The 25,472-nt window shown below is 71.6% G+C and carries 22 protein-coding genes and 1 pseudogene; 5 read left to right on the top strand and 18 right to left on the bottom strand.

Annotated features, from left to right (window positions below):
• Positions 1 to 2: 2 nt before the first annotated feature.
• A complete protein-coding gene (locus ACIGXE_RS23555) occupies positions 3 to 1,259 on the bottom strand; it encodes an extracellular solute-binding protein (RefSeq protein WP_399750437.1) in 1,257 nt (418 codons plus the stop codon).
• Between the two features lie 347 nt (positions 1,260 to 1,606).
• Here ACIGXE_RS23555 and ACIGXE_RS23550 point away from each other — a divergent pair, with 347 nt between their 5' ends.
• Both ACIGXE_RS23550 and ACIGXE_RS23545 read left to right on the top strand, forming a co-directional pair.
• Positions 1,607 to 4,714: a TIM-barrel domain-containing protein gene (locus tag ACIGXE_RS23550; protein ID WP_399750435.1), complete on the top strand. Its 3,108-nt coding sequence runs from the start codon at positions 1,607 to 1,609 to the stop codon at positions 4,712 to 4,714.
• A gap of 195 nt (positions 4,715 to 4,909) precedes the next feature.
• The gene (locus ACIGXE_RS23545) at positions 4,910 to 5,425 is read left to right on the top strand and encodes an ATP-binding protein (RefSeq protein ID WP_399750433.1); all 516 of its coding nucleotides are present in this window, start codon (positions 4,910 to 4,912) and stop codon (positions 5,423 to 5,425) included.
• Here the strand turns inward: ACIGXE_RS23545 and ACIGXE_RS23540 are convergent.
• The 7 genes from ACIGXE_RS23540 to ACIGXE_RS23510 all read right to left on the bottom strand — a co-directional run bounded on the left by ACIGXE_RS23540 (position 5,422) and on the right by ACIGXE_RS23510 (position 13,478).
• On the bottom strand, positions 5,422 to 6,132 hold the full coding sequence (locus tag ACIGXE_RS23540) for a TetR/AcrR family transcriptional regulator (protein ID WP_399750430.1): 711 nt from the start codon (positions 6,130 to 6,132) through the stop codon (positions 5,422 to 5,424). The two genes, ACIGXE_RS23545 and ACIGXE_RS23540, sit on opposite strands and share 4 nt — an antisense overlap.
• A 52-nt stretch (positions 6,133 to 6,184) precedes the next feature.
• A complete protein-coding gene (locus tag ACIGXE_RS23535; protein WP_399750428.1) occupies positions 6,185 to 6,493 on the bottom strand; it encodes a hypothetical protein in 309 nt (102 codons plus the stop codon).
• Between the two features lie 65 nt (positions 6,494 to 6,558).
• Positions 6,559 to 6,906: a TetR/AcrR family transcriptional regulator gene (locus ACIGXE_RS23530; RefSeq protein ID WP_399750425.1), complete on the bottom strand. Its 348-nt coding sequence runs from the start codon at positions 6,904 to 6,906 to the stop codon at positions 6,559 to 6,561.
• A 296-nt stretch (positions 6,907 to 7,202) separates the two neighbouring features.
• Positions 7,203 to 7,763, bottom strand: coding sequence for a DM13 domain-containing protein (locus ACIGXE_RS23525; RefSeq protein ID WP_399750422.1), 561 nt, complete (start codon positions 7,761 to 7,763; stop codon positions 7,203 to 7,205).
• Between the two features lie 398 nt (positions 7,764 to 8,161).
• Positions 8,162 to 9,823 (bottom strand): SWIM zinc finger domain-containing protein, encoded by a 1,662-nt coding sequence (locus ACIGXE_RS23520; protein WP_399750419.1) that lies wholly within the window; start codon positions 9,821 to 9,823, stop codon positions 8,162 to 8,164.
• A 104-nt stretch (positions 9,824 to 9,927) separates the two neighbouring features.
• Positions 9,928 to 11,256, bottom strand: a complete 1,329-nt coding sequence (locus ACIGXE_RS23515) for a class I SAM-dependent RNA methyltransferase (RefSeq protein WP_399750416.1) — start codon at positions 11,254 to 11,256, stop codon at positions 9,928 to 9,930.
• Between the two features lie 170 nt (positions 11,257 to 11,426).
• A complete protein-coding gene (locus ACIGXE_RS23510) occupies positions 11,427 to 13,478 on the bottom strand; it encodes an APC family permease (RefSeq protein WP_399750414.1) in 2,052 nt (683 codons plus the stop codon).
• 379 nt (positions 13,479 to 13,857) lie between these two features.
• Between ACIGXE_RS23510 and ACIGXE_RS23505 the strand changes: the two genes are divergently transcribed.
• Positions 13,858 to 14,526, top strand: a complete 669-nt coding sequence (locus ACIGXE_RS23505) for a TrkA family potassium uptake protein (RefSeq protein WP_046911473.1) — start codon at positions 13,858 to 13,860, stop codon at positions 14,524 to 14,526.
• Positions 14,526 to 15,203 carry a potassium channel family protein gene (locus ACIGXE_RS23500; RefSeq protein WP_399750411.1) on the top strand — a complete coding sequence of 226 codons (678 nt, stop codon included), beginning with the start codon at positions 14,526 to 14,528 and terminating at the stop codon, positions 15,201 to 15,203. The genes ACIGXE_RS23505 and ACIGXE_RS23500 overlap by 1 nt, the downstream gene beginning before the upstream one ends.
• 250 nt (positions 15,204 to 15,453) lie before the next feature.
• Here ACIGXE_RS23500 and ACIGXE_RS23495 read toward each other — a convergent pair whose 3' ends face one another.
• The 8 genes and pseudogenes from ACIGXE_RS23495 to ACIGXE_RS23460 form a co-directional block, all read right to left on the bottom strand.
• Positions 15,454 to 16,197, bottom strand: coding sequence for a DUF3159 domain-containing protein (locus ACIGXE_RS23495; protein WP_399750408.1), 744 nt, complete (start codon positions 16,195 to 16,197; stop codon positions 15,454 to 15,456).
• A gap of 3 nt (positions 16,198 to 16,200) precedes the next feature.
• A complete protein-coding gene (locus ACIGXE_RS23490) occupies positions 16,201 to 16,599 on the bottom strand; it encodes an OB-fold nucleic acid binding domain-containing protein (protein WP_393008098.1) in 399 nt (132 codons plus the stop codon).
• 72 nt (positions 16,600 to 16,671) lie between these two features.
• A complete protein-coding gene (locus ACIGXE_RS23485) occupies positions 16,672 to 17,358 on the bottom strand; it encodes a response regulator (RefSeq protein WP_399750406.1) in 687 nt (228 codons plus the stop codon).
• Positions 17,359 to 17,582: 224 nt separating this feature from the next.
• Positions 17,583 to 20,143, bottom strand: a pseudogene (locus ACIGXE_RS23480) (ATP-binding protein).
• 214 nt (positions 20,144 to 20,357) lie between these two features.
• The gene (locus ACIGXE_RS23475) at positions 20,358 to 21,026 is read right to left on the bottom strand and encodes an ABC transporter ATP-binding protein (protein ID WP_399750562.1); all 669 of its coding nucleotides are present in this window, start codon (positions 21,024 to 21,026) and stop codon (positions 20,358 to 20,360) included.
• Between the two features lie 234 nt (positions 21,027 to 21,260).
• Positions 21,261 to 22,019: a DUF3710 domain-containing protein gene (locus ACIGXE_RS23470; RefSeq protein WP_399750403.1), complete on the bottom strand. Its 759-nt coding sequence runs from the start codon at positions 22,017 to 22,019 to the stop codon at positions 21,261 to 21,263.
• Position 22,020: 1 nt separating this feature from the next.
• The gene (dut, locus tag ACIGXE_RS23465) at positions 22,021 to 22,533 is read right to left on the bottom strand and encodes a dUTP diphosphatase (protein WP_399750401.1); all 513 of its coding nucleotides are present in this window, start codon (positions 22,531 to 22,533) and stop codon (positions 22,021 to 22,023) included.
• Entirely contained in the window at positions 22,533 to 23,117 is a 585-nt protein-coding gene (locus ACIGXE_RS23460) for a PaaI family thioesterase (protein ID WP_399750398.1), read from the bottom strand. Before ACIGXE_RS23460 ends, dut begins: the two co-directional genes overlap by 1 nt.
• Before the next feature lie 58 nt (positions 23,118 to 23,175).
• On the opposite strand from ACIGXE_RS23460, the gene ACIGXE_RS23455 reads away from it, so the two are divergent.
• Positions 23,176 to 23,664: a DUF3093 domain-containing protein gene (locus ACIGXE_RS23455; RefSeq protein ID WP_399750395.1), complete on the top strand. Its 489-nt coding sequence runs from the start codon at positions 23,176 to 23,178 to the stop codon at positions 23,662 to 23,664.
• A 194-nt stretch (positions 23,665 to 23,858) separates the two neighbouring features.
• On the opposite strand, the gene ACIGXE_RS23450 is transcribed toward ACIGXE_RS23455, so the two are convergent.
• Positions 23,859 to 24,866 (bottom strand): hypothetical protein, encoded by a 1,008-nt coding sequence (locus ACIGXE_RS23450; protein WP_399750392.1) that lies wholly within the window; start codon positions 24,864 to 24,866, stop codon positions 23,859 to 23,861.
• Positions 24,867 to 24,878: 12 nt separating this feature from the next.
• On the bottom strand, positions 24,879 to 25,175 hold the full coding sequence (locus ACIGXE_RS23445; protein WP_003955561.1) for a DUF4193 domain-containing protein: 297 nt from the start codon (positions 25,173 to 25,175) through the stop codon (positions 24,879 to 24,881).
• Positions 25,176 to 25,472: the final 297 nt, after the last annotated feature.

The raw sequence follows: 25,472 nt of genomic DNA, 5'->3' as shown, positions 1-25,472 counted from the left end.
CGTCACCGCCCCGCCTGCTCGGCCGCCGTCTGGAGGGCGTCGAGGTTCTTCTGCGGGTCGTCGAGGGCGCTGCCGATCCGGGTCTTGATCTGGGCGGAGACGCCCGGCCAGGTCGGGTCGCTGAGCGGGTAGAAGGTCGCGGTCGGCAGGATCTCGAGGAAGGGCTTGAGGTCCGCCAGCGCGGGGTCCGCGACGAGTGCCGAGCGGGCCGACTGGGTGACGGGCAGCAGGTTGTAGGTCTTGGCGAACCTGACCGTGTTCTCCTTGCCGTACGCGAAGTCGAGGAAGGCCTTGATCTGCTCCTTGTGGCCGCCCTTCTTGAAGGCCATGACCCAGTCGGCCACGCCGAGGGTGCTGGGGCTCTTCCCGTGGGCGCCCGGCATGGCGGTCCAGGTGACGTCCAGGCCCTTGAGTTCGGCGAGCTGGCCGGGGAAGCCGTTGATCATGCCGACCTTGCCCGAGGCGAAGTTCTTGGTGAGGTCGGTGCGGTTGACGGCGGCCGGGCTCTTCTCCGTGAGCCCCGCGTCGGTCCAGGCCTTCAGCTGGGTGAACGTCTCGACGTTGGCGGTGGAGTCGATGGCGTACTTTCCGCTGGAGTTCTGGTAGCCGCCGCCGTTACCCAGCATCCATATGAACGCCTCGGCCTGCGCCTCCTCCTTGCCCAGCGGGACGCCGAGGGGCACCTCGACACCGGCCTTCTTGAGCGCGGTCGCCGCGGCGGTGACCTCGGCCCAGGTCTGCGGCGGCTTCCGGGGGTCGAGGCCGGCCTTGCGGAACAGCGCGTTGTTGATGAGGAACATCCGGGCGCTGGAGACGAAGGGGATGCCGTACTCGGTGCCGTCCTGGCGGCCGGCGTCGGCCATGGAGGGGATGAGGTCACCCTCGGTGGCCACCGAGAGGACCTCCGGCGCCGAGTACAGCAGGCCGCTCTTGGCGTAGTCCGCGTAGCCGCCGGTCTGGAGGACGTCCGGCTGGTCGCCGTTCTGGACCATGGTCTTGACCTGGGCGTCGATGTCGTTCCAGTTGATCACCTGGAGGTCGACCCTGATCTTCGGGTGCTTCTTCTCGAAGGCCTTGATCACGTCCTGCCAGTACGCCTGGCTGGGGTTGTCGCCGTTGGAGCCGTAGTCGGCCGCGACGAACTTGATCGTGGTGACCCCGTCCGCGCCGGTCGAACCGCCGGATCCGGCCCCGCAGGCCGTGAGCGCGAGCGCGCCGACGATGCCGGCGGCGGACAGGGTGAGAAGACGTCGCTTCATGGCTGGTACCGCCTGGTTCAGAAGGAGAGGGGGGCTGACGCGCGAAACTGAGCAGGTTGGCGCGTATCGCTCAAGTTAGAGCACGCAACCCCTCCGGCGTCACCCAAGAATCCGGTGCAGTTATGGACCTGTGACCGTGGGAGCCGCCCGCGTGAGCCTGTGCGCGGGTCTGATTGTTATTGATTGAAACGAGGGCCAAGCGAGCACTTGACGTCATTCAGAGGCGGCTGCTGTCATGCTCGCGCACCACTCTCGGCAGTGTCGGCGAGCGAAAGGCGACAGCGATGCGAGCACGCTCTTCCCTACGAATCAGGGGGAGAGGGCGACGACCAGCCGTCCTCTCCCTGGTGGCGGCCCTGGTGGCCGCGGTCTTCTCCGTCGCGGGTCCGGTGTCGCCGGCCGCGGCGGCGACCGCCGGGGACGCCACGGGCGTCAGCCAGACCGGCAACACCTTCACCATCAGCACCTCGACGGCGGCGAAGGTCCGCGTCACGGTCGCCCGCCAGGACATCTTCCGCATCTGGCTGTCGCCGAACGGCGGTTTCACCGACGACCCGGCGGGCAACGCCCTCGCGGCCGACACCGACTTCGGCGCGGTGACCACCGGCGTCACGGACGCCGGAACGTACTACCGGATCACCACCCCGGCGCTGAACATCCGGGTCGACAAGTCACCGCTGCGGTTCTCCGTCTACCGCGCCGACAACTCCACCCTGGTGTGGGCGGAGTCGCAACCGCTCTCCTGGACGGGCACCCAGACCAGCCAGTACCTGAACCAGGGCGCCGACGAGCAGTTCTACGGCACGGGCCTGCGGCTCGGGGAATGGGCGCTGCGCGGCAAGACCGTCCCCGTCTCCGGCAGCAACAAGTGGCTGGAGAACCACAACGCGAGCCCCGCGCCCTTCTACATGTCGACCAACAACTACGGCGTCATGCGCAACACCTGGGCCCCCGGCACGTACGACTTCGGCGCGCCGGGCACGTTCACGCACAACGAGAACCGCTTCGACGCCTGGTACTTCGTCGGCGACTCGCTCAAGGGCGTGCTCGACGCGTACACCGATGTCAGCGGCAAGCCGTTCCTGGCGCCGATGTGGGGATTCGAACTCGGCAACGCCGACTGCTGGAACGCCACGAACCCCGACTACACCGGTGACCACAACCGACTCCGTCACCAGACCACGAAGGACGTCCTCGGCTACGCGACGGACGCCCGCGCCGCCGACATGCCCTCGGGCTGGTTCCTCCCCAACGACGGCTACGGCTGCGGCTACACGGACCTCAAGACGACCGTCGACGGCCTGAAGGCGAAGGGCTTCCAGACCGGCCTGTGGACCTCCACCGGCCTGGCGAACATCGGCACCGAGGTCGGCGTCGCGGGCAGCCGTGGCGTGAAGACCGACGTCGCCTGGATCGGCGGCGGCTACAAGTACGCCTTCGACGGCGTGCAGCAGGCGGTGGACGGCATCGAGAAGAACTCCGACGCGCGCCGCTACGTCTGGACGGTGGACGGCTGGGCCGGCACCCAGCGCAACGCCATCGTCTGGACCGGCGACACGCCGGGCACCTGGGACGCCATGCGCTGGCACGTCCCGGCGATCACCGGCGCGGGCCTGTCCGCGCTCAACTACGCCTCCGGCGACGTCGACGGCATCTTCCAGGGCAGCCCGAAGACGTACGTCCGCGACCTGCAGTGGAAGGCGATGACGCCCGTCTTCATGACGATGTCCGGCTGGGGCGCCACCAACCCGGAGGCCGGCTACCAGGACAAGCAGCCCTGGCGCTTCTCCGAGCCGTACCTGTCCATCAACCGCACGTACCTCAAGCTGAAGATGCGGCTCATGCCGTACTTCTACTCCATGAGCCGGGTGGCGACCGAGACCGGTACGCCCACCGTGCGGGCCATGGTCCTGGAGTACCCGAACGACCCGGTCGCGCGCGGCAACCAGACGAGCGGCCAGTTCATGTCCGGCGACTCGCTGCTGGTGGCCCCCGTCGTGTCGGACACCACGAAGCGGGACGGCATCTACCTGCCGGCCGGCACGTGGACGGACTACTGGAGCGGCCGGACGTACAGCGGACCGGGCTGGCTGAACGGCTACGACGCCCCGCTCGACCGGCTCCCCATGTTCGTCAAGGGCGGCGGGATCGTGCCGATGTGGCCGCAGATGAACTACACCGGCGAGAAGCCCGTCGACACCCTCACCTACGACGTGTACCCGCGCGGCGCCTCCAGCTTCACCCTGTACGAGGACGACGGGATCACCCGGCAGTACCAGACCGGCGCGTACGCGAAGCAGAAGGTCGACGTCACCGCCCCCGCCTCCGGCACCGGCGACGTGAGGATCGGCGTCGGCGCGAGCACCGGCGGCTACACCGGCAAGCCCGCCTCGCGCGGCTACGAGTTCACCGTCCACGCGGCCGCCGCCCCCAGCGGCGTCACCGTCGACGGCGCGGCGCTGCCGGCGCTGACCTCGAAGGCCGGGTACGACTCCGCCACGACCGGCTGGTACTTCGACCCGGCCGACCGCTCCGGCACCCTGTGGATCAAGACGGGCTCGAAGTCCGGCGCCTTCACGGTCACCGCCTCCGGTGTGACGCTGCTCCCCGCCACCGGCGTCCCGGCCTCGGGCGAGCCGATCTCCCAGGCCGCCTGGAAGATCGCGTACACCGACAGCCAGGAGACCACGGCCGAGAACGGGGCCGCGGCCAACGCCGTCGACGGCGACCCCGCGACCATGTGGCACACCGCCTACTCCGGCGGCACGGCCGCGCAGCTCCCCCACGAGGTCCAGATCGACCTCGGGGCGCGCTACGACGTGGACAGCCTGTCGTACCTGCCGCGGCAGGACGGCGGCAGCAACGGGCGCATCGGCTCGTACGAGGTGTACGTCTCCGACACCACCACGAGCTGGGGCAGCCCGGTCGCGACCGGGGTGTGGGCCGACAGCGCCACGGAGAAGAAGGCCTCCTTCGCTCCGAGGACCGGCCGCTACCTGCGGCTGAAGGCGCTCACCGAGGCCGGGGACAGCGGCCCGTGGACCAGCGCGGCCGAGATCTCCGCGACCGGCCGGGCCACCCCCCTCCCCGCGAACGCGACCCTCGTCAACGGGGCGTCGGGCACCTGCGTGGACCTGCCGTACAGCGCCACCGCCCCCGGCACGCAGCCGACGCTCTACAACTGCCACGGCGGCGCCAACCAGCGCTGGACCTTCACCGCCGCCGGGACCCTGACCGGCAAGGACGGGGTCTGCCTCGACGGCTCCGGCAGCACGGTCACCGTCCAGGCGTGCAACGGCTCGGCCGGCCAGAAGTGGCAGCTCGGCGCCCAGGCGACGATCACCAGCGGCGGACGCTGCCTGGCCCCGGTCGGGGCGGGCACGGCGAACGGCACGAAGCTGACGCTCGCCACCTGCGCGGGCACGGCGTCCCAGCGATGGACGCCCACGCCCTGACGGCCACCACCTGAGGAGGAAGCCGCGCCCCCGACCGGCACCGGTCGGGGGCGCGGCGCTGTGCGCGGGACGAGATGCCGGCGCGCATATGCCACGAAAACCTAGACATCCAAAGTTTTCGTGCTTACCGTGGCAGGACCGGCGGTTTTCCCGGCCGCCCCCCGCGCCCCGCCCCCCAGGCGCACAGGAGCCCCCATGTTCACTGCCTCGTTCGCTGCCCCGTTCCCCGCCCAGCCCCCGCGGAGCACGCCGCTCACCGACCCTTCCGCCTCTCCCGCCCTCCCCCGTCCGCGGGAGGAGCGCCGGGCCCTGTGCGTGATGCGCGCGACGGTCGAGGCGGTCCCGCTGCTGCGCCGCTTCGTGCGGGAGACGGCCCGCCGCTGGATCGGCGACGGGGCCGACGAGGCGCTCGGCGTCATCGCGACCGAACTCGTCGCCAACGCCGTCCGGCACAGCGGCAGCCCGGACGTGGCCGTCCTGCTGACCGCCACCGGCGGCACGCTCAGCCTCCAGGTCCAGGACTCCGGCACATGGCGCAACCGGCGCACCCGACGCCCCGGCGACGACGCCGCGTGCTGCGGCCGCGGTCTGCGTCTGGTACGGGCCTACGCCCTGGACTGCGCGATCGTCCGGACGGCACGCGGCACGCGCGTGGCCGTCACGCTGCCCGCCGACGCGACGCCGGACCAGAACCCGGCGGGGCGGCCCTAGGCCGACGCGGCGCCCCCGGCCTCCGGCTCCGCATCCGCGGCGGAGTCCGACCGCGGGACCGACTGTCGCCGGGGCTCCGGGGCCGACTGCCGCGGCCGTTCCGGCTCCGGCCTCCGGTCCAGCGCCGCCAGGAGCACGTCCCGCAGCCGGCCGATGTCCCTGGCCATGTCGATGGTCGGCTCCAGCAGCCACTGGAGCTGGATGCCGTCCGTCGCGGCCAGCAGGATCCGGGCGGCCCAGTCGGCGTCGACGTCCGCCACCGGCTCCTCGGAGCCGAGCTCCGGCGGCGGCCCCCCGGCGAGCAGCTCCGCGATCTGGAGCCGGAGGCCGCGGTACCGCTCGGTGAAGAACGCGTGCCCCGGGTGCTCGGGGTCGGCCGAGGCCGCGGCGATGTCCAGGAACAGCTTCACCAGACCGGGCGTGGCGGCGTTCTGCGCCAGCAGCTCCGTCCGCCACAGCACGGTCTCCGGGCTGTAGGCCTCGGACGCCGCCGTGTCACGGGCCTCGACCACCGCCGTGAGCAGCGCCTCCCGGCTTCCGAAGTGGTGCAGCACGCCCGCGTCGGTCAGCCCCACGCGCTGCGCGATGTCCCGCACGGAGACGCCCCGACTGCCGGCCTCCGCGTAAGCGGCCAGGGCGGCGTCGAGGATCTCCTGCCGCTTGGCGGCCGTCTTGGCGTACGGGCCCCGGGGGCGTCGCGTGGTCACCCGTGCACTGTAACCAGACCCTTCGAGGGCAAAACCTCGCACCTCTACGTTTTCACGCCCGGCTGGGCTCGTACGCGATGGACCCGGGCGCGGTGGACTCGTGCGCGGTCGCCTCGGGCGCGACGGAATCGTGCGCGACGGATACGTCCGTTGCGGACTGGTGCGCAGTGGACCCGGGCGCGGTCGGCGGGAGCCCGGCGAGGGAGACGCGCATCTCGTCGGCCTCGGGGACCGCGAGGGCGGTGTAGAGGTCGAGGGCCTGGCGGGCGTGGTCGTGGGCGAGGTCGACGCGGCCGAGGTCGCGGTGCACGTGCGCCCACGTCTCGATGCCCGCCGACGGAGTCGCCTCCGTCCCCGGCACGGAGGGCACCCGCGAACTGCCCTGGGCCCGGTGACCCTGCGGCCACCCACCTCCGCGCCGTCGACTCAGCGGCCGAGGTCGTGGAGGGCGTCGAGGGCGTCGAGGGCTGCCAGGATGTCGGCCGGTTCCGCGCGGTTGGTGAGCACGATCTCCACGAACTGTCGCACCCGCTCGGCAGGGCCTGACGCGTCTCGCTCCCACTCGGCGAGCATCACGCGCGTGCTGTGGAGCCGAGCCTCGATGACCGCGCCGAGGATCTCGTCCTTGCTCTTGAAGTGGTGGTAGAAGTTCCCCCGCGAGATGCCCACCGTCTCGGCGATCGCCGCGAACGACGTGTGCTCGAAGCCCCTCACGTAGAAGAGCCGGTTCGCGGCATCGACGATCTGCGCCCGCGTTTCCACGTTCCCCGCCATCCCGCGACCTCCCCCACCCAAACACCCTCACCCTCACCCTCACTAGGACGCTCGTCCTACCGGCGCCGGACGCCGCTCTAGGACGTCCGCCCTGGGCGGCGTCAAGACGGCTGCCCCCACCCGACGCCGACCACGCCACGCCCTGCAACTCCCGATCACCGCGCGGCGGTTCGCCGATGCCGCGTCACCCAGCGGCCGTTCGCCGATCCGCCGTCACCGAGCGACCGTTCGGCGATGCCCCGGGCGCGAAGCGGCTCCGGGGCATCGTGGGCGGCGGGCGGCCCCGCGAACCGGTGTCAGACGCGGGCGAGCGCCGCAGCCCCGAAGGAGACGTCGAACCGGTCGCACCAGATGCTGACGCTCCGGTACCGCGACCAGTCGACGTCAGCGGGCAGGGGGTAGTTCTGGTCGCCCTTGTTGCCCTTCAGCTTGGCGAGGTTGAGGTACGCGCCGTCGTCGAAGACGTCCCAGCCCGCCCTGCCCTCCTTCACGGGGGCGTCGCTCAACCAGACGCGCAGCTCAGGGCCGTTGCTCGTGTCCAGGCCCTCGAGGCGCAGCGTGTGGGTGCCGTCCGCGAGCCGTACGACCTTCGCCACACCCGTGGTGTCGTGTTCGTGGCTGACGAAGCGGCCCTGCGCGACGGTGACCGGGCCGGACGGCGCGGGGGCGGCCGACGCGGAGGGCGGCGCACCCGTCGTCGGCGCCTGCGAGGTCGCGCCCGCGGAGGGCAGCGCCTCGTTCACGGTCTCGTCCACCCACAGCGCCCAGGGCTTGAACCACAGCAGCCCGGCCACGGCCACCACCAGACCCGCGACGATCACCGCGCCCCACCGCTGCTTCCTCGTGACGCGCCCCACGACGCCCCTCCTCCGTGTCCGCTGTTCGCCTTCGTAACGCCATTCAAGACGCTCGAACGCCCGCCGGACAGCCTCGGCCCGATGACGAAAGTCTTACGCCGGCGGCCTTACGCCGGCGGGCCGAGAACATCCGTCCGGTCAGAGCGAAGGGCTTGACCAGACCCCGGTACGGCGTGACGGCCCGGCCAAGGCCCTCGGCCCGCTGTGCTCCGAGGCCGGCGGTCTCGGCGAGCGGCAGGGGGACCTGACCGGCGACCAGGGTGCGCAGTTCGGGTCGGGGACATGCTCGACCGCGAGCCGCGCGGTGGACCTCCCCGGACCGGGAGGCATTTCCATGCAGGTCCTCTGTCGTCCTGTATCGACCTCCCTGGAGACGCCCACCAGCACGACGGTCGTCGTCACGAGCCCGGCAGCCCGTGGTCGTCCATCAGCCGCATCAGGTTCCGCTTCCGCTTCTGGGCGGTGCGCAGGTCGGCGATGTAAGCGGTGAAGTCGTCGAGTGTGCCGAGGCGGCGGTGACAGTCGCGGATGCCCAGCAGCAGGCCGACGAGCTCTTCGTAGGCGCGCTTGTCGGTCTCGTGGGTGAGGCGAGTGACCAGGCGGAGGTAGACGGCGAGGGCATCCGCGGGGCGGGTGGAGCGGGACTGGTCGGCGAGGGTGAGCCACTGGCCGTCGTGGGCACCGTGCTCCTCGGCTGTCCGCCAGGCGGCATCGAGGTCCCCGTCGTCCAGCAGGACGTCGAGGAGGACCGGTTGACCGCGCGTGTCCGCCCGTGCGGCATCGTCGCGGAGAAGTGCCCTCGCCTTTTCGCGCTCGGTCGGCCAGCACGCAGCGGCGATGGCCACGGCACGCAGTTGCTGATAGGCGAGCAGGGTGCGGCGGGCCGCGAAGTGGTCCCGGCGCAACGTGACGGCGTCGGCGAGCCGGCCGGCTTGTGTGTACCGGTCGGTGAGGTGGTCGACGAGGGCGGTGTCCACGGTCTCGCGGATGCCGCGCTCGGCCCACTCCAGGGCTTCGTCGGTGCGGCGCGCGGTGTCGAGCTCGCGGGCGATGAGCAGATGGGTGTGGCCGTTCGGCGCGAGGTCGGCGGCGTGTACGGCGATCACGGTGTCGATGTCCCGCCCCGACTTCACGAGGCGCTGCATGAGGTGCTTCTCGGCCCAGCGGGTGCGGTTCGCCTTCCATGCCTCCGTCGCGTAGCGGCGCAGGGCGGCCATCCCCCGCCCGCCGAGCAGGTCCTCGTAATCCAACGGATCGACGTCCGTCAGGTCGGCCGCGTCGTCGAGCGCGTGCGTCACGAGCCAGTGGGCGAGTTCCTCCGGGTCGGGGCGGGCCGCGCCGCACGCGTCGTGGTGGGCGTCAGCGAGGTCCGCGCCGATCTGGCCGAGCCGGCCGTCGGAGTCGTCGACGCTCTCGACCACCCCGGCCAGCATGCCGATCGCCTCGCGGGCCAGAGCCATCGCGTCAGCCGCCCGGCCGGAGGCCGTCAGTGACCGGATCGCGTTGGCCGCCTGCCCGGCTTGGTCGGCGTAGGCACGGGCGTCGGCGTACTCGACGTATCCGTACCGGGCGAACGGCCCGATGTCGAGCAGTTCACGGATGCGGGAGCGAAGCTGGGCCAGATCTCCGCGAGCGCTCGCCGCACGCAGTTCGAGGCGGTGCCGCAGCTGACGGTCTTCGGCCATCTCCTCCCGCACAAGAGCGAGCAGATCGTCCCGTGACATGCCGGTCAGCCAGGCGTCGAGGTTCCGGGCCCGGTCCCGCGCAGCCTGCCGCCGGCGAGGCAGGTCGGCCTCCTCGGCAATCACCGTCAGACCGAGCGCGACCAGGTGCTTGCAGAAGTTGCCCTCCTGGCCGTACGGGCAGTCGCACGTGCCCGCCGGCTTCCCGCGCCCGCCCAGGAGCAGCTCCACCTCGTACCGCTCCGTGCCGCGTACCGACGCCCTGATCCAGCCGTCACCGAACTCGACCCCGGACACCTCGTCGGCATAGGCGAGTCCACGCTCGAACGACCGCTCCCCGGCCAGCGCCCTCAGCTTCGCTTCCGTAAGACCGCCCACGACTCACCGCGCTCCGCTCCGGCTCGGACTCCCCGACCGGCCCCCACAGTAACGGCCACCCCACGCAGGTGACGCCCGAGATGCACATGTGGAGAAACGGCAGATCAGCGGCCCTTGTCGGCAGGCTCCAGAATCGCCACACACTCCACGTGATGCGTCATCGGGAACAGGTCGAACGCCCGCAGCGTCCGGACCCGGTAGCCGCCCTCTCGGAAGTAGGCCAGGTCGCGGGCCAGGGCGGCCGGGTCGCAGGCGACGTAGGCGATGCGGCGGGCGCCCAGGGAGGAGAGGTGGCGGACGGTCTGCTTGCCGGCGCCGGCGCGGGGCGGGTCGAGGACGATGAGGTCGACGTCCGTGATGCCGGTGCGCGGGAGGACGGATTCGACCTTGCCCTGTTCGATGCGGACGCGCGGGTAGTCGGCCAGGTTGTGGCGGGCGTCCTCCACCGCGCGCTTGCCGGACTCGATGCCGAGGACGGCGCCCTGGTCGCCGACGCGGTCGGCGAGGGCGCCCGCGAAGAGGCCGACGCCGCAGTAGAGGTCGAGGGCCGTCTCGCCCTTGCGGGGCGTGAGGCCCTGCATGACGGCGAGCATGAGCGTCTGCGCGGCCTTCGGGTGGACCTGCCAGAAGCCGCCGCTGCCGACGCGGTAGGTGCGGTCGTCGGCGCGCTCGCGCACGAAGGGGCGGCCGTGGACGCGGTGGACACCGCCGTCCTTCTCGTCCACGCGCATGACGGAGACGGGCTTGTCGAGCTCCACGATGGGGAGGCGGGCGCCGGGGCGCGGGGTCAGGATGACCTGGCGGTCCTGCGAGCCGCTCGCGGCGATGGCCTCGATGGAGGCCATGCCCTCCCAGGTGCGCTTCTCGATGCCCAGCTCGGAGACGCCCTCGGCGGCGATCATGCAGTGGTCGATCACCTCGACCTCGTGCGAGCGGTGCTTGCGCAGGCCGGCGTGGCCCTCGGCGTCGACCGCGTACTGGACGCGGGTCCGCCACTGCGGGACCTCGCCGGCGGGGAGCTTGTCGCCCTCGGCCGGCACGACGGTGCCGTCCCAGCCGGCCTCCTCCGGGGTGAGGCCGGCGAGCCGCTTCAGCTGCTCGGCGATGACCTCGCCCTTCAGCCGGCGCTGGGCGCCCGGCTTGGCGTGCTGCCAGTCGCAGCCGCCGCACTTGCCCGGGCCGGCGAAGGGGCACGGGGCCTCGATGCGGTCCTTGGACGGGTCGAGGATCTCCACGGCGTCGGCGCGCAGGAAGCGGGAGGTCTCCTCGCCCTCGGTGACCCGGGCGCGGACCCGCTCGCCCGGCAGGGCGTGGCGGACGAAGAGGACGCGGCCCTCCTCGGTGCGGGCGATGCAGTGGCCGCCGTGAGCCACCGGGCCGACCTCGACCTCGTACTCCTCCCCGACCAACGACGCAACAGGGGTGTTCTGCATGACCGGGGGCTCCAGGGAGGAAGGGGAAGAGAGGTGGGCTGCTGTCGTGACAGCAGCCCACCAGTCTAGTTGCCTTTTTTCGGATCGTTTTCGGATCCGTTTTTCGCATCCGCTTTCGGATCTTCGTCGGGTCGTCGACGGATCTTCTACGGGTTCTCTTCGGGTCTTTCTCAGCTGCTCTTGGCGGCCGGTTCCTTCGAGCCCTTCTCCACCGGACCGCGGCGCACCGAGCCCGGCGCGTTCCACTCCTGGCGCTTCCTCGCCCGCTTCTTCGCGGCCTCGGAGGACTGGAGCTGATACGGGACCGAGGTCACCATGACGCCCGGGGTGAAGAGCAGGCGGCCCTTGAGGCGCAGGGCGCTCTGGTTGTGCAGCAGGTGCTCGTACCAGTGGCCGACCACGTACTCGGGGATGTAGACCGAGACGGCGTCGCGCGGGCTCTCCTTGCGGAGGTTCTTCACGTACTCGATGACCGGCCGGGTGATCTCGCGGTACGGCGAGTCGAGGATCTTCAGCGGCACGTTGATGCCGCGCCGCTCCCACTCCTCCCGGAGCGCCTTGGTCTCCGCCGGGTCGACGTTGACGGTCAGCGCCTCCAGCTCGTTCGCGTGCAGCAGCTTCGCGTACGCGAGGGCCCGCAGGGTGGGCTTGTGGAGCTTGGAGACGAGGACGACGGACCGGACCCGGGAGGGGCGGACGTACTCGTCGGGGCGCTCCTCGGCGGCGGCGATCTCCGCGGCCACGGAGTCGTAGTGGCGGCGGATCGCGGTCATCGTCACGTAGAAGATCACCATGCCGAGCAGGGCGACCCAGGCGCCGTGGGTGAACTTGGTGGCGAGGACGACGACCAGGACGAGGCCGGTGAAGAAGCCGCCGAAGGCGTTGATCGCGCGCGAGCGGATCATGTGCCGGCGCTTGGCCGCGTCCTTCTCGGTCCGCAGATGGCGGTTCCAGTGCCGGACCATGCCGATCTGGCTGAGCGTGAAGGAGACGAAGACGCCGACGATGTACAGCTGGATCAGGCGGGTCGAGTCGGCCCCGTAGATCCAGACGAGCAGGGCGGCGGCGCCGGCCAGCAGCACGATGCCGTTGGAGAAGGCGAGGCGGTCGCCGCGGGTGTGCAGCTGGCGGGGCAGGTAGCGGTCCTGGGCGAGGATCGAGCCGAGGAGCGGGAAGCCGTTGTACGCCGTGTTGGCGGCCAGGAACAGGACGAGCGCGGTGGCGGCGGCGAGCAGGACGAAGAAGAACGTCCCGTCGCCGAACACGGCGGCGGCGACCTGCGAGATCACCGGGTCCTGGACGTAGCCCGCGCCGAGCGGGACGCCGTTGTGCAGCAGGTCCTCGGCCGGGTTCTCGGCCATCCGGACGTCGGTGGCCATCGCCAGGAAGATGATGCCGCAGAACATGGTGACGGCCAGGCCGCCCATGAGGGCGAGCGTGGTCGCCGCGTTCTTCGACTTGGGCTTGCGGAAGGCGGGCACGCCGTTGGAGATGGCCTCGACGCCGGTCAGCGCCGCACAGCCGGAGGAGAAGGCGCGCAGCAGCAGGAAGACCAGGGCGAAACCGGCCAGGCCCTGATGCTCGGCCTTGATCTCGAAGCCGGCCGTGGGGGCCCGCATGGTGTCGTCGAGGACGAGACCGCGCCAGGCACCCCAGAGGATCATGACGAAGACGCCGAAGACGAAGACGTACGTCGGAATGGCGAAGAGGCCGCCGGACTCCTTCACGCCGCGCAGGTTCATCAGCGTGAGCAGCACGATCACCGCGACGGCCGAGGCGACCTTGTGCTCGACGACGAACGGCACGGCCGAGCCGAGGTTCTCGATGCCGGAGGAGATCGAGACCGCGACGGTGAGGACGTAGTCGACGAGCAGGGCGCTCGCGACGGTCAGTCCGGCCTTGGGCCCGAGGTTGGTGGTGGCGACCTCGTAGTCGCCGCCGCCGCTCGGGTACGCGTGCACGTTCTGCCGGTACGAGGCGACGACCGTGAACATCAGCACCACGACGGCCAGCGCGATCCACGGGCTGAAGTGGTAGGCCGACAGGCCAGCGACGGAGAGGACGAGAAGCACCTCGCCCGGCGCGTACGCCACCGAGGACAGCGGGTCGGAGGCGAAGACGGGGAGGGCGATCCGCTTCGGGAGCAGGGTCTCGCCGAGCTTGTCGCTGCGCAGGGCCCGCCCGATCAGGATCCGTTTGGGCACGTCGGTCAGTTTGGACACGCAGAGGATCGTAAGCGTTCGAAAAGGGCCGCGCCGACCCACCACCCCTTATCGGCACCGAATCTCCCTGGATACCACCTCCGCCGAGGCCCCCGCGAGTACCCCTCGACGCGACTGACGCGGTCATGACGGTGTCTTGACGCGTTTCTAACGAGGGCTGCGTGAGGTCACCGTCACCGTGGCCGCATAAGCTCGTTCCGGACGGGCGCCCGTGCCCGTCCGCCACGGCCCGGGCCAGTCGGGCCGGATACCTGTCCGAAAAGGGCCGGTGTCAGGCCGGCGTCGAGCCGGACGGTTTGGCCGCGGACGCGGCCAGGAAGTTGTGAGCAGGGTGTTTTCGCAGGTCAGTAAGACGATCAGGAGTGCGGGGTAAGGGGACGTGCACATCGTCATCATGGGCTGCGGGCGAGTGGGAGCCGCTCTCGCGCAGACCCTGGAGCAGCAGGGGCACACGGTCGCGGTCGTGGACCAGGACCCGACGGCGTTCCGCCGCCTGGGCTCGGGCTTCGGGGGCCGCCGGGTCACGGGCGTGGGCTTCGACCAGGACACGCTGCGCGAGGCGGGCATCGAGGAGGCCGGCGCCTTCGCCGCGGTGAGCAGCGGCGACAACTCGAACATCATCGCCGCGCGGGTCGCGCGCGAGATGTTCGGCATCGAGAACGTCGCCGCCCGCATCTACGACCCCCGGCGCGCCGAGGTCTACCAGCGCCTGGGCATTCCGACCGTCGCGACGGTCCGCTGGACCGCCGACCAGATGCTGCGGCGGCTGCTGCCGTCCGGCGCCGAGCCGCTGTGGCGTGACCCGAGTGGCGGAGTGCAGCTCGCCGAGGTGCACACCTCCCCGGCGTGGATCGGTCACAAGGTCAGCCGGCTCCAGGAGGAGACCGGCGTGCGCGTGGCCTTCCTCACCCGGCTGGGCGAAGCGATTCTTCCGACCTCGCAGACGGTGCTGCAGGAGGGCGACCTCGTCCACGTGATGATGCGCACGGACGAGATCGACAAGGTCGAGGCGGCCTTCGCCGAGGGGCCCGAGGAGGGCGGTCACTGATGCGTGTCGCTATTGCCGGAGCCGGCGCGGTGGGCCGTTCCATCGCGGGCGAGCTCCTGGAGAACGGCCACGAGGTCCTGCTCATCGACAAGGCACCGACCGCCATCTCGGTGGAGCGGGTGCCGCAGGCGGAGTGGCTGCTCGCCGACGCCTGCGAGATCACCTCGCTGGACGAGGCCGCGCTGCAGCGCTGCAACGTCGTCATCGCCGCGACCGGCGACGACAAGGTGAACCTGGTCGTCTCGCTGCTCGCCAAGACCGAGTACGGCGTGCCGCGCGTCGTCGCCCGGGTCAACAACCCGAAGAACGAGTGGCTGTTCAACGAGGCGTGGGGCGTCGACGTCGCCGTCTCGACGCCGCGCCTGATGTCCGCGCTGGTGGAGGAGGCGGTGAGCGTCGGCGACCTGGTCCGGCTGCTGCGCTTCAGCCACGGCGACGCCAACCTGGTGGAGCTGACGCTGCCGCCGGAGTCGGCGATCGCGGGGACCCAGGTCGGCGAGGTGGCCTGGCCGCAGGACACCTCCCTCGTCACCATCATCCGCGGCTCGCGGGTCCTCACGCCGAGCGCGGAGGAGACCCTGGAGGCGGGCGACGAGCTGCTGTTCGTGGCCACCCAGGCGCGCGAGGAGCAGCTGGAGGACCTGCTGTCGGTCCGCCGGGAGCCGACGGAGAGCTGACGGCGCGGGGGTATCGGGGGCCGGACGGTGGCCTCTGGAGCCATCTGAGGGCGTCGGGGGCCGGAGGGTGGCGTCTGGAGCCGTCTGAGGGCGTCGGGGCGTCGACACCCGGCGCCCCCGACGGACCCGGTACGCGGTGCCTCCCGAGGCGGCCGATACGCCGAACCCCCTGATGGAGCCGCTCCGCGGAAGGGCCCGGGACCTGTGACAGGTCCCGGGCCCTTCTCCGTACGAACGGCGGCGACGCGGCTCAGGCGTCGTTACGCCCCTGAGCCGCGGCCTTGCGGGCCTTCTCGGCCTCCTCCTCGGCCTCCATCTCGGCGAAGACGTCGATCGGCGGCGGCGCCTTGGCGAGGAAGACCCAGGTCAGATAGACGGCGAGCAGGAACGGCGGGATCTTCAGGGCGACCAGGACCCAGCCGAGCTGCGTGGTGTCGGCCCACCAGTACAGCGGGAAGAGGATCGCGCACTTGGCGAGCAGGATCAGACCCCAGGCCCAGCTGGCCTTCGCGTACGCCTTCTTGCGACCGGGGTTCCGGGTGCGCCAGGAGAGGTTCTCCTTGAAGACCGGACCGAGGATCAGGCCGATCAGCGGCACGCCGGCGAGGGTCGTGACGATGTACGCGACCGCCAGGCCGAGCGTGTAGAGCATGCCCGGCAGGTAGAAGTCCTTCGCGTTGCCCGTCATCATCGCGAAGACCACGCCGAAGGCGACGCCGAAGACGCCGCTGAAGGCGTGCTTGACGGTGTCACGGCGGACCAGCCGCACGACCACGAGGACGACGGAGACCGCGAGGGCGGCGATCGCGGAGACGTGCAGGTTCTTGTTGATCGTGTAGATCGTGACGAAGAGCAGGCCCGGCAGGACCGTCTCCACCATGCCGCGGACCCCGCCGAAGGCCTCGAAGAGGGCGGCCTCGGTCACCGCCTTGTCGGTCCGGGCGTCCTGGTCCGGGGCCGACGGGTCGGCGGTCGGCTTGTCGACTGACGTCACCGGCTACTCCTGTCCGAGCGGTCGGAGCTCGTATTTGGGATTGAAGAGGACCCGCCGGCCGTGGCTCATGGAGATACGACCGGAGGCGATCAGCTTGCGGCCCGGTTCGATGCCCACGATGGACCGGCGGCCCAGCCACACGACGTCCAGCGGTGCCGTGCCGTCGAACAGCTCGGCCTCCAGCGCGGGCACGCCCGCCCGGGGGCGCAGGGTGACCGTGCGCAACGTACCAGTCACCTTGACTATCTGGCGGTCGGAACAGTCCGAGATGCGCGTGCACCCCGAGGCCGCGGAGTCCTCCTGGAGCTCCACCGACTCCAGCTCCTCCTGCGAGGTGGAAAGGCGGTCGAGCAAGCGGCGGAAGCGCCCGGCCGGCTTCTCTGTTCGGGGTGCAGCACTCATACAGAAAGCGTACCGGCCCCTGCCGACACGGAACCGGGCGCCGAGACCCGGCATCGGGACCCGCCACCGAACTCAGTGTTCGAAGCGGTAGCCCATGCCCGGTTCGGTGACGAAGTGCCGGGGGTGCGAGGGGTCCTGTTCCAGCTTCCGCCGCAACTGCGCCATGTACACGCGGAGATAGTTCGTCTCGGTGCCGTACGACGGCCCCCAGACCTCCTGGAGCAGCTGCTTCTGGCTCACCAGGCGGCCGCTGTTGCGGACGAGGACCTCCAGGAGGTGCCACTCGGTCGGGGTGAGCCGGACGTCCTTGCCGTCACGGTGGACCTTCTTGGCGGCCAGGTCGACGGTGAAGCCGTGCGTCTCGACGACCACCACGCCCTCCTCGCCGCCGCCGACCGGCTCGGCCCGGCGGACCGCGGCGCGCAGCCGGGCCAGGAGCTCGTCCATGCCGAACGGCTTGGTGACGTAGTCGTCGGCGCCCGCGTCGAGCGCCTCGACCTTCTCGTCGGAGGTCTGCCGGGCGGAGAGGACGAGGATCGGCACCCGGGTCCAGCCGCGCAGACCCTTGATCACCTCGACGCCGTCCATGTCGGGCAGACCGAGGTCGAGGACGACGACGTCGGGGTGGCGCTCGGCGGCGAGCCGGAGGGCGGTGGCGCCGTCGGGCGCCGCGTCGACCTCGTACTTCCGCGCCTTGAGGTTGATCACCAGGGCGCGGACGATCTGTGGCTCGTCGTCGACGACGAGGACCCGGGTCATGGAGGGGTGCCTTTCTTGTCGGTGGTTCTGGGCGGGGCTCGGTGGGGGTCGGGCGGTTCTCGGTGGTTCTGAGCGGGGCTCGGCGGGGCTCGGTGGTTCTCGGTGGTTCTGAGCGGTGCTCGGCGGGGCTCGGTGGTTCTCTGCGTTTCTCGGCCGTGCTCGGCGGGGCTCGGTGGCTCTCGGCGATTCTCTGCGGTTCTCAGTGGTTACGGGCTCGGGCCGCGCTACGTGAAGGTGTGGACGGACGCCGTCGCGTCGGGGCCGGCGGGCGGGGGCGGCGCCGTGCCGGCGGCGGTCCGGAGGGTGAGGACCATGGTCAGGCCCCCGCCCGGGGTGTCCTCGGCGGAGACCGTGCCGCCCATGGCCTCGACGAAGCCGCGGGCGACCGCCAGGCCGAGGCCGACGCCCGCGCCGCGCGGGGCGTCGCCGAAGCGCTGGAACGGTTCGAAGATCCCGTCCTTGCCCTCGTCGGGGACGCCGGGGCCGCGGTCCGTCACCCGCAGTTCGAGCCGCTCGCCGAGGACGCTGGCGCCGACGGCCACCGGAACGCCCTCGGGGCTGTACTTGACGGCGTTCTCGACGATGTTGGCGACGGCCCGCTCCAGCAGGCCACGGTCGACGGCCACCATGGGGAGGGTCTCGGGGATGTCCAGTTCGACGCTGCCGTCGGGGACGCCGCCGAGGGCCATGGGCACGACCTCGTCGAGGTCGGTGGGGCGGATGAGCGGGGTGACGGTGCCGGTCTGGAGCCGGGACATGTCGAGGAGGTTCCCGATCAGGTGGTCGAGCTGGTCGGCGCCTTCCTCGATGCCTTCGAGGAGGACGGCGCGGTCCTCCTCGGACCACTCCACGTCGTCGGAGCGCAGGGAGGAGACGGAGGCCTTGATGCCGGCGAGCGGGGTGCGCAGGTCGTGGCTGACGGCGGCGAGCAGCGAGGTGCGGATCTTGTTGCCCTCGGCGAGCCGGCGGGCCTCCTCCGCCTCGCCGACGAGGCGCTGACGGTCGAGGACGACGGCGGCCTGGGCCGCGAACGCGCCGAGGACCCGACGGTCCTCGGCGGGCAGCACCCGGCCGCTCAGGGCGAGCGCGAGGTGGTCGCCGACGGGCATGTCGACGTCGGCGTCCTCGGGCCTGGACGCTGGACTCGCCGCGCAGGACGCTGCCCGCGAGATGGGAGAGAACCTCGGACTCGGCGCGCAGCCGGTTCTTCGGCGTCGGCATGTCCGTGGCCTCCGTGGTCGACCTCGCGGCCCGCCGCACCCACCAGGCCGCCCCTTCTCGGGCGCGTCCGCGAGACCTTCTCCATGGACTCCGTCGCCCTCCTGGAACGTTCCGGCGACCTCGCCCCCTGGACCTGCGTGGCCGCCGTCGGCGCCCGGCCCGTCGAGCGGCAGACGGCGATGGCGACGATGTTCGTGGGGTCGGCGATGGTCAGGCGGTGGACCGGCGGGGTGAAGAACCAGTTGAGGAGCAGCGAGCCGAAGGCGGCGGCGCCGAGGGCCGGCAGGAATCCGCCGATCAGGGCCGCGGCGACCGTCAGCGCGAGGAAGAGCAGCATGTCGTTGGCGAGGCCGAGATCCGCGTCGACGTGCGTGAGCAGCAGGGTGAGCAGCAGGGGTGCGCCGACGCCGACGACCCAGCCCCAGATGATCCGGGCCCGGCCGAGCCGCGCGCCGCGGGCGACGGGGAGGCCCCGGCCCTTCGCGGCCTCCTCGTGGGTGACGATGTGGACGTCGAGGTCGGGGCCCGAGTCGCGGGCCACGGTCTGGCCGACGCCGGGGCCGAGGACGTACTGCCAGGAGCGGCGGCGGCTGGAGCCGAGGACGATCTGGGTGGCGTTGACGCCGCGGGCGAACTCCAGGAGGGCGGAGGGCACGTCGTCGCCTATGACGTGGTGGAACGTTCCGCCGAGGTCCTCGACCAGGGTCCGCTGGTCCGCCAGCTCCTTCGGGGAGGCGGAGGTGAGGCCGTCGCTGCGGGAGATGTAGACGGCGAGGACCTCGCCGCCCGCGCCCTTCTCGGCGAGGCGGGCGGCCCGGCGGATGAGGGTGCGTCCCTCGGGGCCGCCGGTGAGGCCGACGACGATGCGTTCACGGGCCTGCCAGGTGGAGCGGATGTCGTGCTCGCCGCGGTACTCGCGCAGGTACTCGTCGACCCGGTCCGCGGTCCACAGCAGCGCCAGCTCGCGCAGGGCGGTGAGGTTGCCGGGCCGGAAGTAGTTCGACAGCGCCGCGTCGACCTTGTCCGACTGGTAGATGTTGCCGTGCGCCATGCGCCGTCGCAGCGCCTGCGGCGACATGTCGACCAGCTCTATCTGGTCGGCCCGCCGGACCACTTCGTCCGGGACGGTCTCCCGCTGCCGTACGCCGGTGATCGACTCGACCACGTCACCCAGTGACTCCAGGTGCTGGATGTTGACGGTCGACACGACGTCGATGCCGGCGGCGAGCAGCTCCTCGACGTCCTGCCACCGCTTGGCGTTCCGCGAGCCGGGCACGTTGGTGTGCGCGAGCTCGTCCACGAGCGCCACGGTGGGCCTGCGGGCCAGCACTGCGTCGATGTCCATCTCGGGGAAGGCCGTACCCCGGTACTCGATCCGCCGCCGGTCCACCTGCTCGAGACCGTGCAGCATCACCTCGGTACGCGGCCGCCCGTGATGCTCCACGAACGCGACCACACAGTCCGTCCCCCGCTCGACCCGGCGATGCCCCTCGGACAGCATCGCGTACGTCTTGCCGACGCCCGGTGCCGCGCCCAGGTAGATGCGTAGTGTGCCGCGTCCCATGGCTCGACCTTACGTCGCGGGAAACGGACATTCCGCACGGGTGTACGCGTCCCGAGCGCGTATTGACGTGATTCTGATGCCCTCCGGGGCCCCCTCCCCCCTCCCTCCCCCCTCCCTCCCCCTCCCCACCTCCAGTGCTCCCCGCCCCCGGCGCCACGGCAGGACTGCTCCACCCAGCGCGCACCCCGGCGTCCCGCTCCCGCCCAGCGCACCTTCAGTGCTCGATGATCTCCCCGTCGCTCAGCTCCAGAACGCGGTCCGCCAGGCCCAGGAGCTGGGAGTCGTGGGTGGCGACGAGGGCCGTGCAGCCCTCGCTGCGGACGACGGCGCGAAGGAGCTCCATGACCGCGAGGCCGGTCTCCGCGTCCAGCTGGCCGGTCGGCTCGTCGGCTATGAGGAGCGCGGGTCGGTTGGCGAGGGCGCGGGCGATGGCGACGCGCTGCTGCTGGCCGCCGGAGAGCTCGCCGGGGCGCTGGGCGGTGTGGTCGGCGAGGCCCACCAGGGCGAGCAGGAGGGCGACGCGCTCCTCGCGCTCCTTCGGGTCGGCCTTGCGCAGGCGCAGGGGCACGCCGACGTTCTCGGCGGCGGTGAGGATCGGTATGAGGCCGAAGGACTGGAAGATGAAGCCGATCCGGTCGCGGCGCAGCTCCAGGAGTCCTTCCTCGCCGAGGTCGGCGAGGTCGGTGCCGTCGATGACGATGCGGCCCTGGTCGGCGGTGTCGAGGCCGCCGACGAGGTTGAGCAGGGTGGTCTTGCCGGAGCCGGAGCGGCCCTTGAGGGCGACCAGTTCGCCGCGTGGGATGTCGAAGGAGACCCCGCGCAGGGCGTGGACGGCGGCGGCGCCCGTCCCGTACGACCGGTGCAGGTTCTCCACGCGGACCATGGGCGCGACGGCCGGGTCCTCGACGACGGCCGTGCCGGCCCGCGTGTTGCTCTCACTCACCGTGCTACCCCCCTGGTGCGATCGTGTGCGCCGCCAGTATGGGCACAGGGGGGCAGCCGGTGCCAGGCCTGTGGATAACCGGGGAGGGGTGGGTGTGGTGGGGGGTGGTGGGGGTGGGAAAAGCCCGGTGGGCCGCTCCCGGGCGGGAGCGGCCCACCGGGCCTGGTCATGCGGTCAGCGGATCTCGGAGATCTCCGGACCGCGCTGGAGCTGGCCCATGCCGCCGGAGAAGCGGGAGCCGGTCTGGTCGTCCTGCTGCACGCCGTCCGGCACCATCTGGGCGTCGTTGGGCAGCTTGAGGACGATGGGGTCGCGCGGGGCCATCGGGCCCTCGCCGCGGACGACCACGGTGTCGCGGACGATCTGCTCCAGCAGGCCGGCGGCCTCGGGCTGGACCGCGCCCTGCCCGGAGATCACGCCGCGCAGGAACCAGCGGGGGCCGTCGACGCCGACGAAGCGTACGAGCTGTACGCCCCGGTTGCCGTCGGGCAGCTGCACGGGGACCTGGGCCCGCAGCTCCCAGCCGAGGGGGCCCTCGACCTCCTCGATGACACCGCCCTGCTGGGTGATGCCCTCCGCGATCTCGTCGCGGACCTCGCCCCAGATGCCTTCCTTCTTCGGCGCGGCGAAGGCCTGGAGCTGTACGGCGCTGTCGTGCAGTACGACGGTGGCCGCGACGATCGCGTCGCCCGCCACCTCGACGCGCAGCTCCATGCCCTCGACGCCGGGCACGAAGATGCCGCCGAGGTCCACTCGGCCCTCCTCGGGCGCGCTGACCTCGGAGATGTCCCAGGGCCCGTCGGGCCGGGGCGCCGGCGGAAGGTTCACCCGGCGCGGCGTGGCCGCGTCCTCGGAGTCCACTGCGTCGACGACCTGCTCGGCCTCGCCCGCCGCGTCCTCGGCGGCACCGCTCTTCTTGCGACGTCCGAACACGTCACTGTCCTTCCCGGTCGGATACGACCGAAGCGTATCGATTCCCACCCGTAGTCGCGTCCACGGCGGCATGACCGCCGGTGGACCCGAAGCCCCCCTCGGCCCGCGCGGAGCCGGGAAGCTCCGCGACCTCGTGGAAGCGCACCTTCTCGACCTGCTGGACGACCAGCTGGGCGATCCGGTCGAATCGTTCGAACCGCACGCTTTCGCGCGGGTCCAGATTGACCACGATCACCTTGATCTCTCCACGGTACCCGGCATCGACCGTCCCCGGGGCATTCACGAGTGCCACGCCGCAGCGGGCGGCGAGACCGGAGCGCGGGTGAACGAAGGCGGCGTAGCCGTCGGGGAGGGCGATGGAGACGCCGGTGGGCAGGACGGCCCGCTCGCCGGGGGCGAGCTCGGCGGCCTCGGTGGTCACCAGATCGGCGCCCGCGTCGCCGGGGTGCCCGTAGGCCGGGATCGGCACGTCCGGGTCCAGGCGGCGGATGAGTACGTCGACGGGATTGCGCATCAGGGGTTCACCTCGAAGGCGCGGGCGCGCCTGACCTGGTCGGGGTCGGACATGGCGGCCTGGATCTCCTCCGGGCGCCCGTTGTCGATGAAGTGGTCGACCTTGACCTCGATGAAGAGGGCGTCGGCGCGGACGGCGACGGGGCCTTCGGGCCCGCCGATCCGGCCGACGGCGGTCGAGTAGATCTTGCGGCCGTGCACGGCGGTGACCTCGGCCTGCAGGTGGAGCACGGTGCCGACCGGCACGGGCCGGGCGAAGTCGGTCTCCAGGCGGCCGGTCACGGCGATGACCCGGAGGAGCCAGTTCAGGGAGCCGAGCGTCTCGTCGAGCGCGGTGGCGAGGACGCCGCCGTGTGCGAGGCCGGGGGCGCCCTGGTGGTCGGGGGTCACGGTGAACTCGGCGGTGACGGTCACGCCCTCGCCCGCGCGCGCCTCCAGGTGCAGCCCGTGGGGCTGCCCGCCGCCGCACCCGAAGCAGTACTCGTAGTGCGCTCCGAGCAGCTCGCCGGGAGCGGGCGCGTCCGGGTGGCGTACCGGCGGTATGGCGTCGGCCGGCGGGGTGAGAGCGGGAGATGTTCCAGTCACAGGCGCAGACCTTACCCGCGCGGCCGGGCGCTGGTCGCGCCGTGCCAAGCTTGGACGCATGCAGCCTTCCGCATCGTCTTCCGCACAGCCCGCCGCGCCGAGCTTCGACGAGCGCCTCACCGCGCCCGCCTCGTGGTGGGTGATCGTGGTGTTGCTGGGTCTGTCCGGCGGTCTGGTGATGTTTCCGCTGGGCACGGTGCCGACGCTGGTCGGTGTGATCGCGGCGGCGGCGCTGGCGGCGGTGGCGGTGTCCTCGTACGGCTCCGCCCGGGTCCGGGTGGTGGCGGGTTCGCTGGTGGCGGGGGACGCGCGGATTCCGGTGTCGGCGCTGGGAGCCCCGGAGGTGCTGGACGTGGAGGAGGCGCGCGCCTGGCGCTCGTACAGGGCCGATCCGCGCGCCTTCATGGTGATGCGCAGCTATGTGCCGACGGCGGTGCGGGTCGAGGTGACGGACCCGGCGGATCCGACGCCGTACGTCTACCTGTCGAGCCGGGACCCGGAGGGGCTGGCGAAGGCCCTGGAGAAGGCTCGCGCCGAGGTCCGGTAGTCGGCGGCTTCCGATGTGCCTGGTGAAGCGCGGCAAGCGCCCCGGGAGGGGGTAGGCGCCCCGCGGCAGGCGCATGGACGCCTCGGGAAGGGCGGTAGGCGCCCCGTGCAGGGCGGTAGGCGCCTCGGGAAGGGCGTTAGGCGCCCCGTGAGAGGCGCCTGGGGCCCTCGGAGAGGCCCGGGGGGACCGACGGGCTAGAAGTCGATCTCCTTGGGGTTCTCCGGCTGTTCCAGCGGCGGCAGGTCCGGGAGGGCGTCCCACGGGATCTGGCGGGCGCGCAGGTCCTTGCGGACGTGTGTGGCGAGTTTCTTGGTGTCGCGCCGGTTCATCACGGCTCCGACGGCGGCGCCGACCATGAACGGGGTGAGGTTCGGCAGGTTGCGCACCATGCGCTTGGTGATCTGCTGGCGCAGTTCGCGCTTGAGCTGGCCGCCGAGGGCCGCGTTGACCGTGGTGGGCTTGGTGGGGTCGATGCCGCGCTCCTCCGCCCAGGAGGTCAGGTACGCGGTCGAGCGCTGGGTGAGCGTGCCGGGCGGTCGCAGGCCGTAGATCTCGTGGAGCTCGGCGATGAGCTTGATCTCGACGGCGGCGACGCCGGTGATCTCGGCCGCGAGTTCGGCGGGCATCGCGGGCGGTACGGGCAGCATGGCGGCGGCTCCGATGCCGGCGCCGACGGTGGCGCTGGCGTTGGCCGCGCCGTTGACGAGCTTGTCGGCGATCTCGTCGGGGCCGAGCCCGGGGAACTGCCGGCGCAGGGTGGCGAGGTCCCGTACGGGCACGCGTGGGGCGATCTCGATGACGCGGTCCACGAGGTAGCCGATGCCAGCCTTGGCGCCCTGTCCGCCGCGCTTGACTCCGCGCCGTACGGCTTCGATGCGGGCGTTGTCGAGCTTGATGCGGTCGAGCTGTACGCGTGCGGGGTTGGCCACGCGCCGCAGGACGCCGCCCTTGGGTTTGCCCTCGGGGGTGTCGTCCTGCTCCGGGGTGGGGCCGGGGTGGGCCCCGTGCGGCGTGTCGACTGCTTCGAGCGAGGCCGCTCGGCCTCGCTCGTCGTCACGTGCGCCAGGTGTGGGCAGGGGGGCGGAGTGCACGGCGGAGGGGGCGTCGTCGACGCCCTCTGCCGAGCCCGAGCCGCCCTGGTACGTCTCCGACCTCCCGAAGAGCCGGAGCCGCCGCTTCCGAGACGGTGTGTCGCCTGCCACGGCCACTCGATCTCAGTCGCAGTCGCGGCAGATCGGCTGGCCGTTCTTCTCCCGAGCCAGCTGGCTGCGGTGGTGCACGAGGAAGCAGCTCATGCAGGTGAACTCGTCCGCCTGCTTGGGCAGGACCCGGACGGCCAGCTCCTCGTTCGAGAGGTCGGCTCCCGGGAGCTCCAGGCCCTCGGCGGCCTCGAACTCGTCGACGTCGACGGTCGAGGTCGACTTGTCGTTCCGGCGGGCCTTCAGTTCTTCAAGGCTGTCCGAGTCGACGTCGTCGTCGGTCTTGCGTGGGGTGTCGTAATCCGTTGCCATGTCGCTCTCCCCCTCTGGGTGGTTTGCGGTGTCTCCAGCGCACGTAACGCGTGAGAGGCCGGACTTGTGCCCGACCCGAGGCGGAGATTTTGCCTCACATCAAGGTCTGTTACTCAATCGACACCCAATCCGCCCTCTCACGAGTGACCGGCTTTGGGTGGCGAAGCGGACCGTACACGGTCCGCAGGCCCTCCTTCACGGGTGCCACCCCGTGTACTTCCCGTCATTCGGACCCCCGGAAACCCGGACTTTTCCGGGTTTTCCGAGGGAATTCGCGATCACGGAGAGTGGAGGGCC

Source organism: Streptomyces sp. NPDC053431 (genome assembly GCF_044544925.1).
GTDB lineage: Bacteria > Actinomycetota > Actinomycetes > Streptomycetales > Streptomycetaceae > Streptomyces.
Note: the sequence above shows the minus strand (reverse complement) of the source record. Positions and strands in the feature narration are given on the sequence as shown.

Coding starts and splice junctions, on each gene's coding strand:
- ACIGXE_RS23555 (WP_399750437.1), bottom strand. CDS start 1,259: ATGAAGCGACGTCTTCTCACCCTGTCCGCCGCCGGCATCGTCGGCGCG.
- ACIGXE_RS23475 (WP_399750562.1), bottom strand. CDS start 21,026: ATGGTCCGCGTGGAGAACCTGCACCGGTCGTACGGGACGGGCGCCGCC.
- ACIGXE_RS23530 (WP_399750425.1), bottom strand. CDS start 6,906: ATGGCGGGGAACGTGGAAACGCGGGCGCAGATCGTCGATGCCGCGAAC.
- ACIGXE_RS23445 (WP_003955561.1), bottom strand. CDS start 25,175: ATGGCAACGGATTACGACACCCCACGCAAGACCGACGACGACGTCGAC.
- dut (WP_399750401.1), bottom strand. CDS start 22,533: ATGCGCAATCCCGTCGACGTACTCATCCGCCGCCTGGACCCGGACGTG.
- ACIGXE_RS23485 (WP_399750406.1), bottom strand. CDS start 17,358: ATGACCCGGGTCCTCGTCGTCGACGACGAGCCACAGATCGTCCGCGCC.
- ACIGXE_RS23500 (WP_399750411.1), top strand. CDS start 14,526: ATGCGTGTCGCTATTGCCGGAGCCGGCGCGGTGGGCCGTTCCATCGCG.
- ACIGXE_RS23490 (WP_393008098.1), bottom strand. CDS start 16,599: ATGAGTGCTGCACCCCGAACAGAGAAGCCGGCCGGGCGCTTCCGCCGC.
- ACIGXE_RS23455 (WP_399750395.1), top strand. CDS start 23,176: ATGCAGCCTTCCGCATCGTCTTCCGCACAGCCCGCCGCGCCGAGCTTC.
- ACIGXE_RS23545 (WP_399750433.1), top strand. CDS start 4,910: ATGTTCACTGCCTCGTTCGCTGCCCCGTTCCCCGCCCAGCCCCCGCGG.
- ACIGXE_RS23515 (WP_399750416.1), bottom strand. CDS start 11,256: ATGCAGAACACCCCTGTTGCGTCGTTGGTCGGGGAGGAGTACGAGGTC.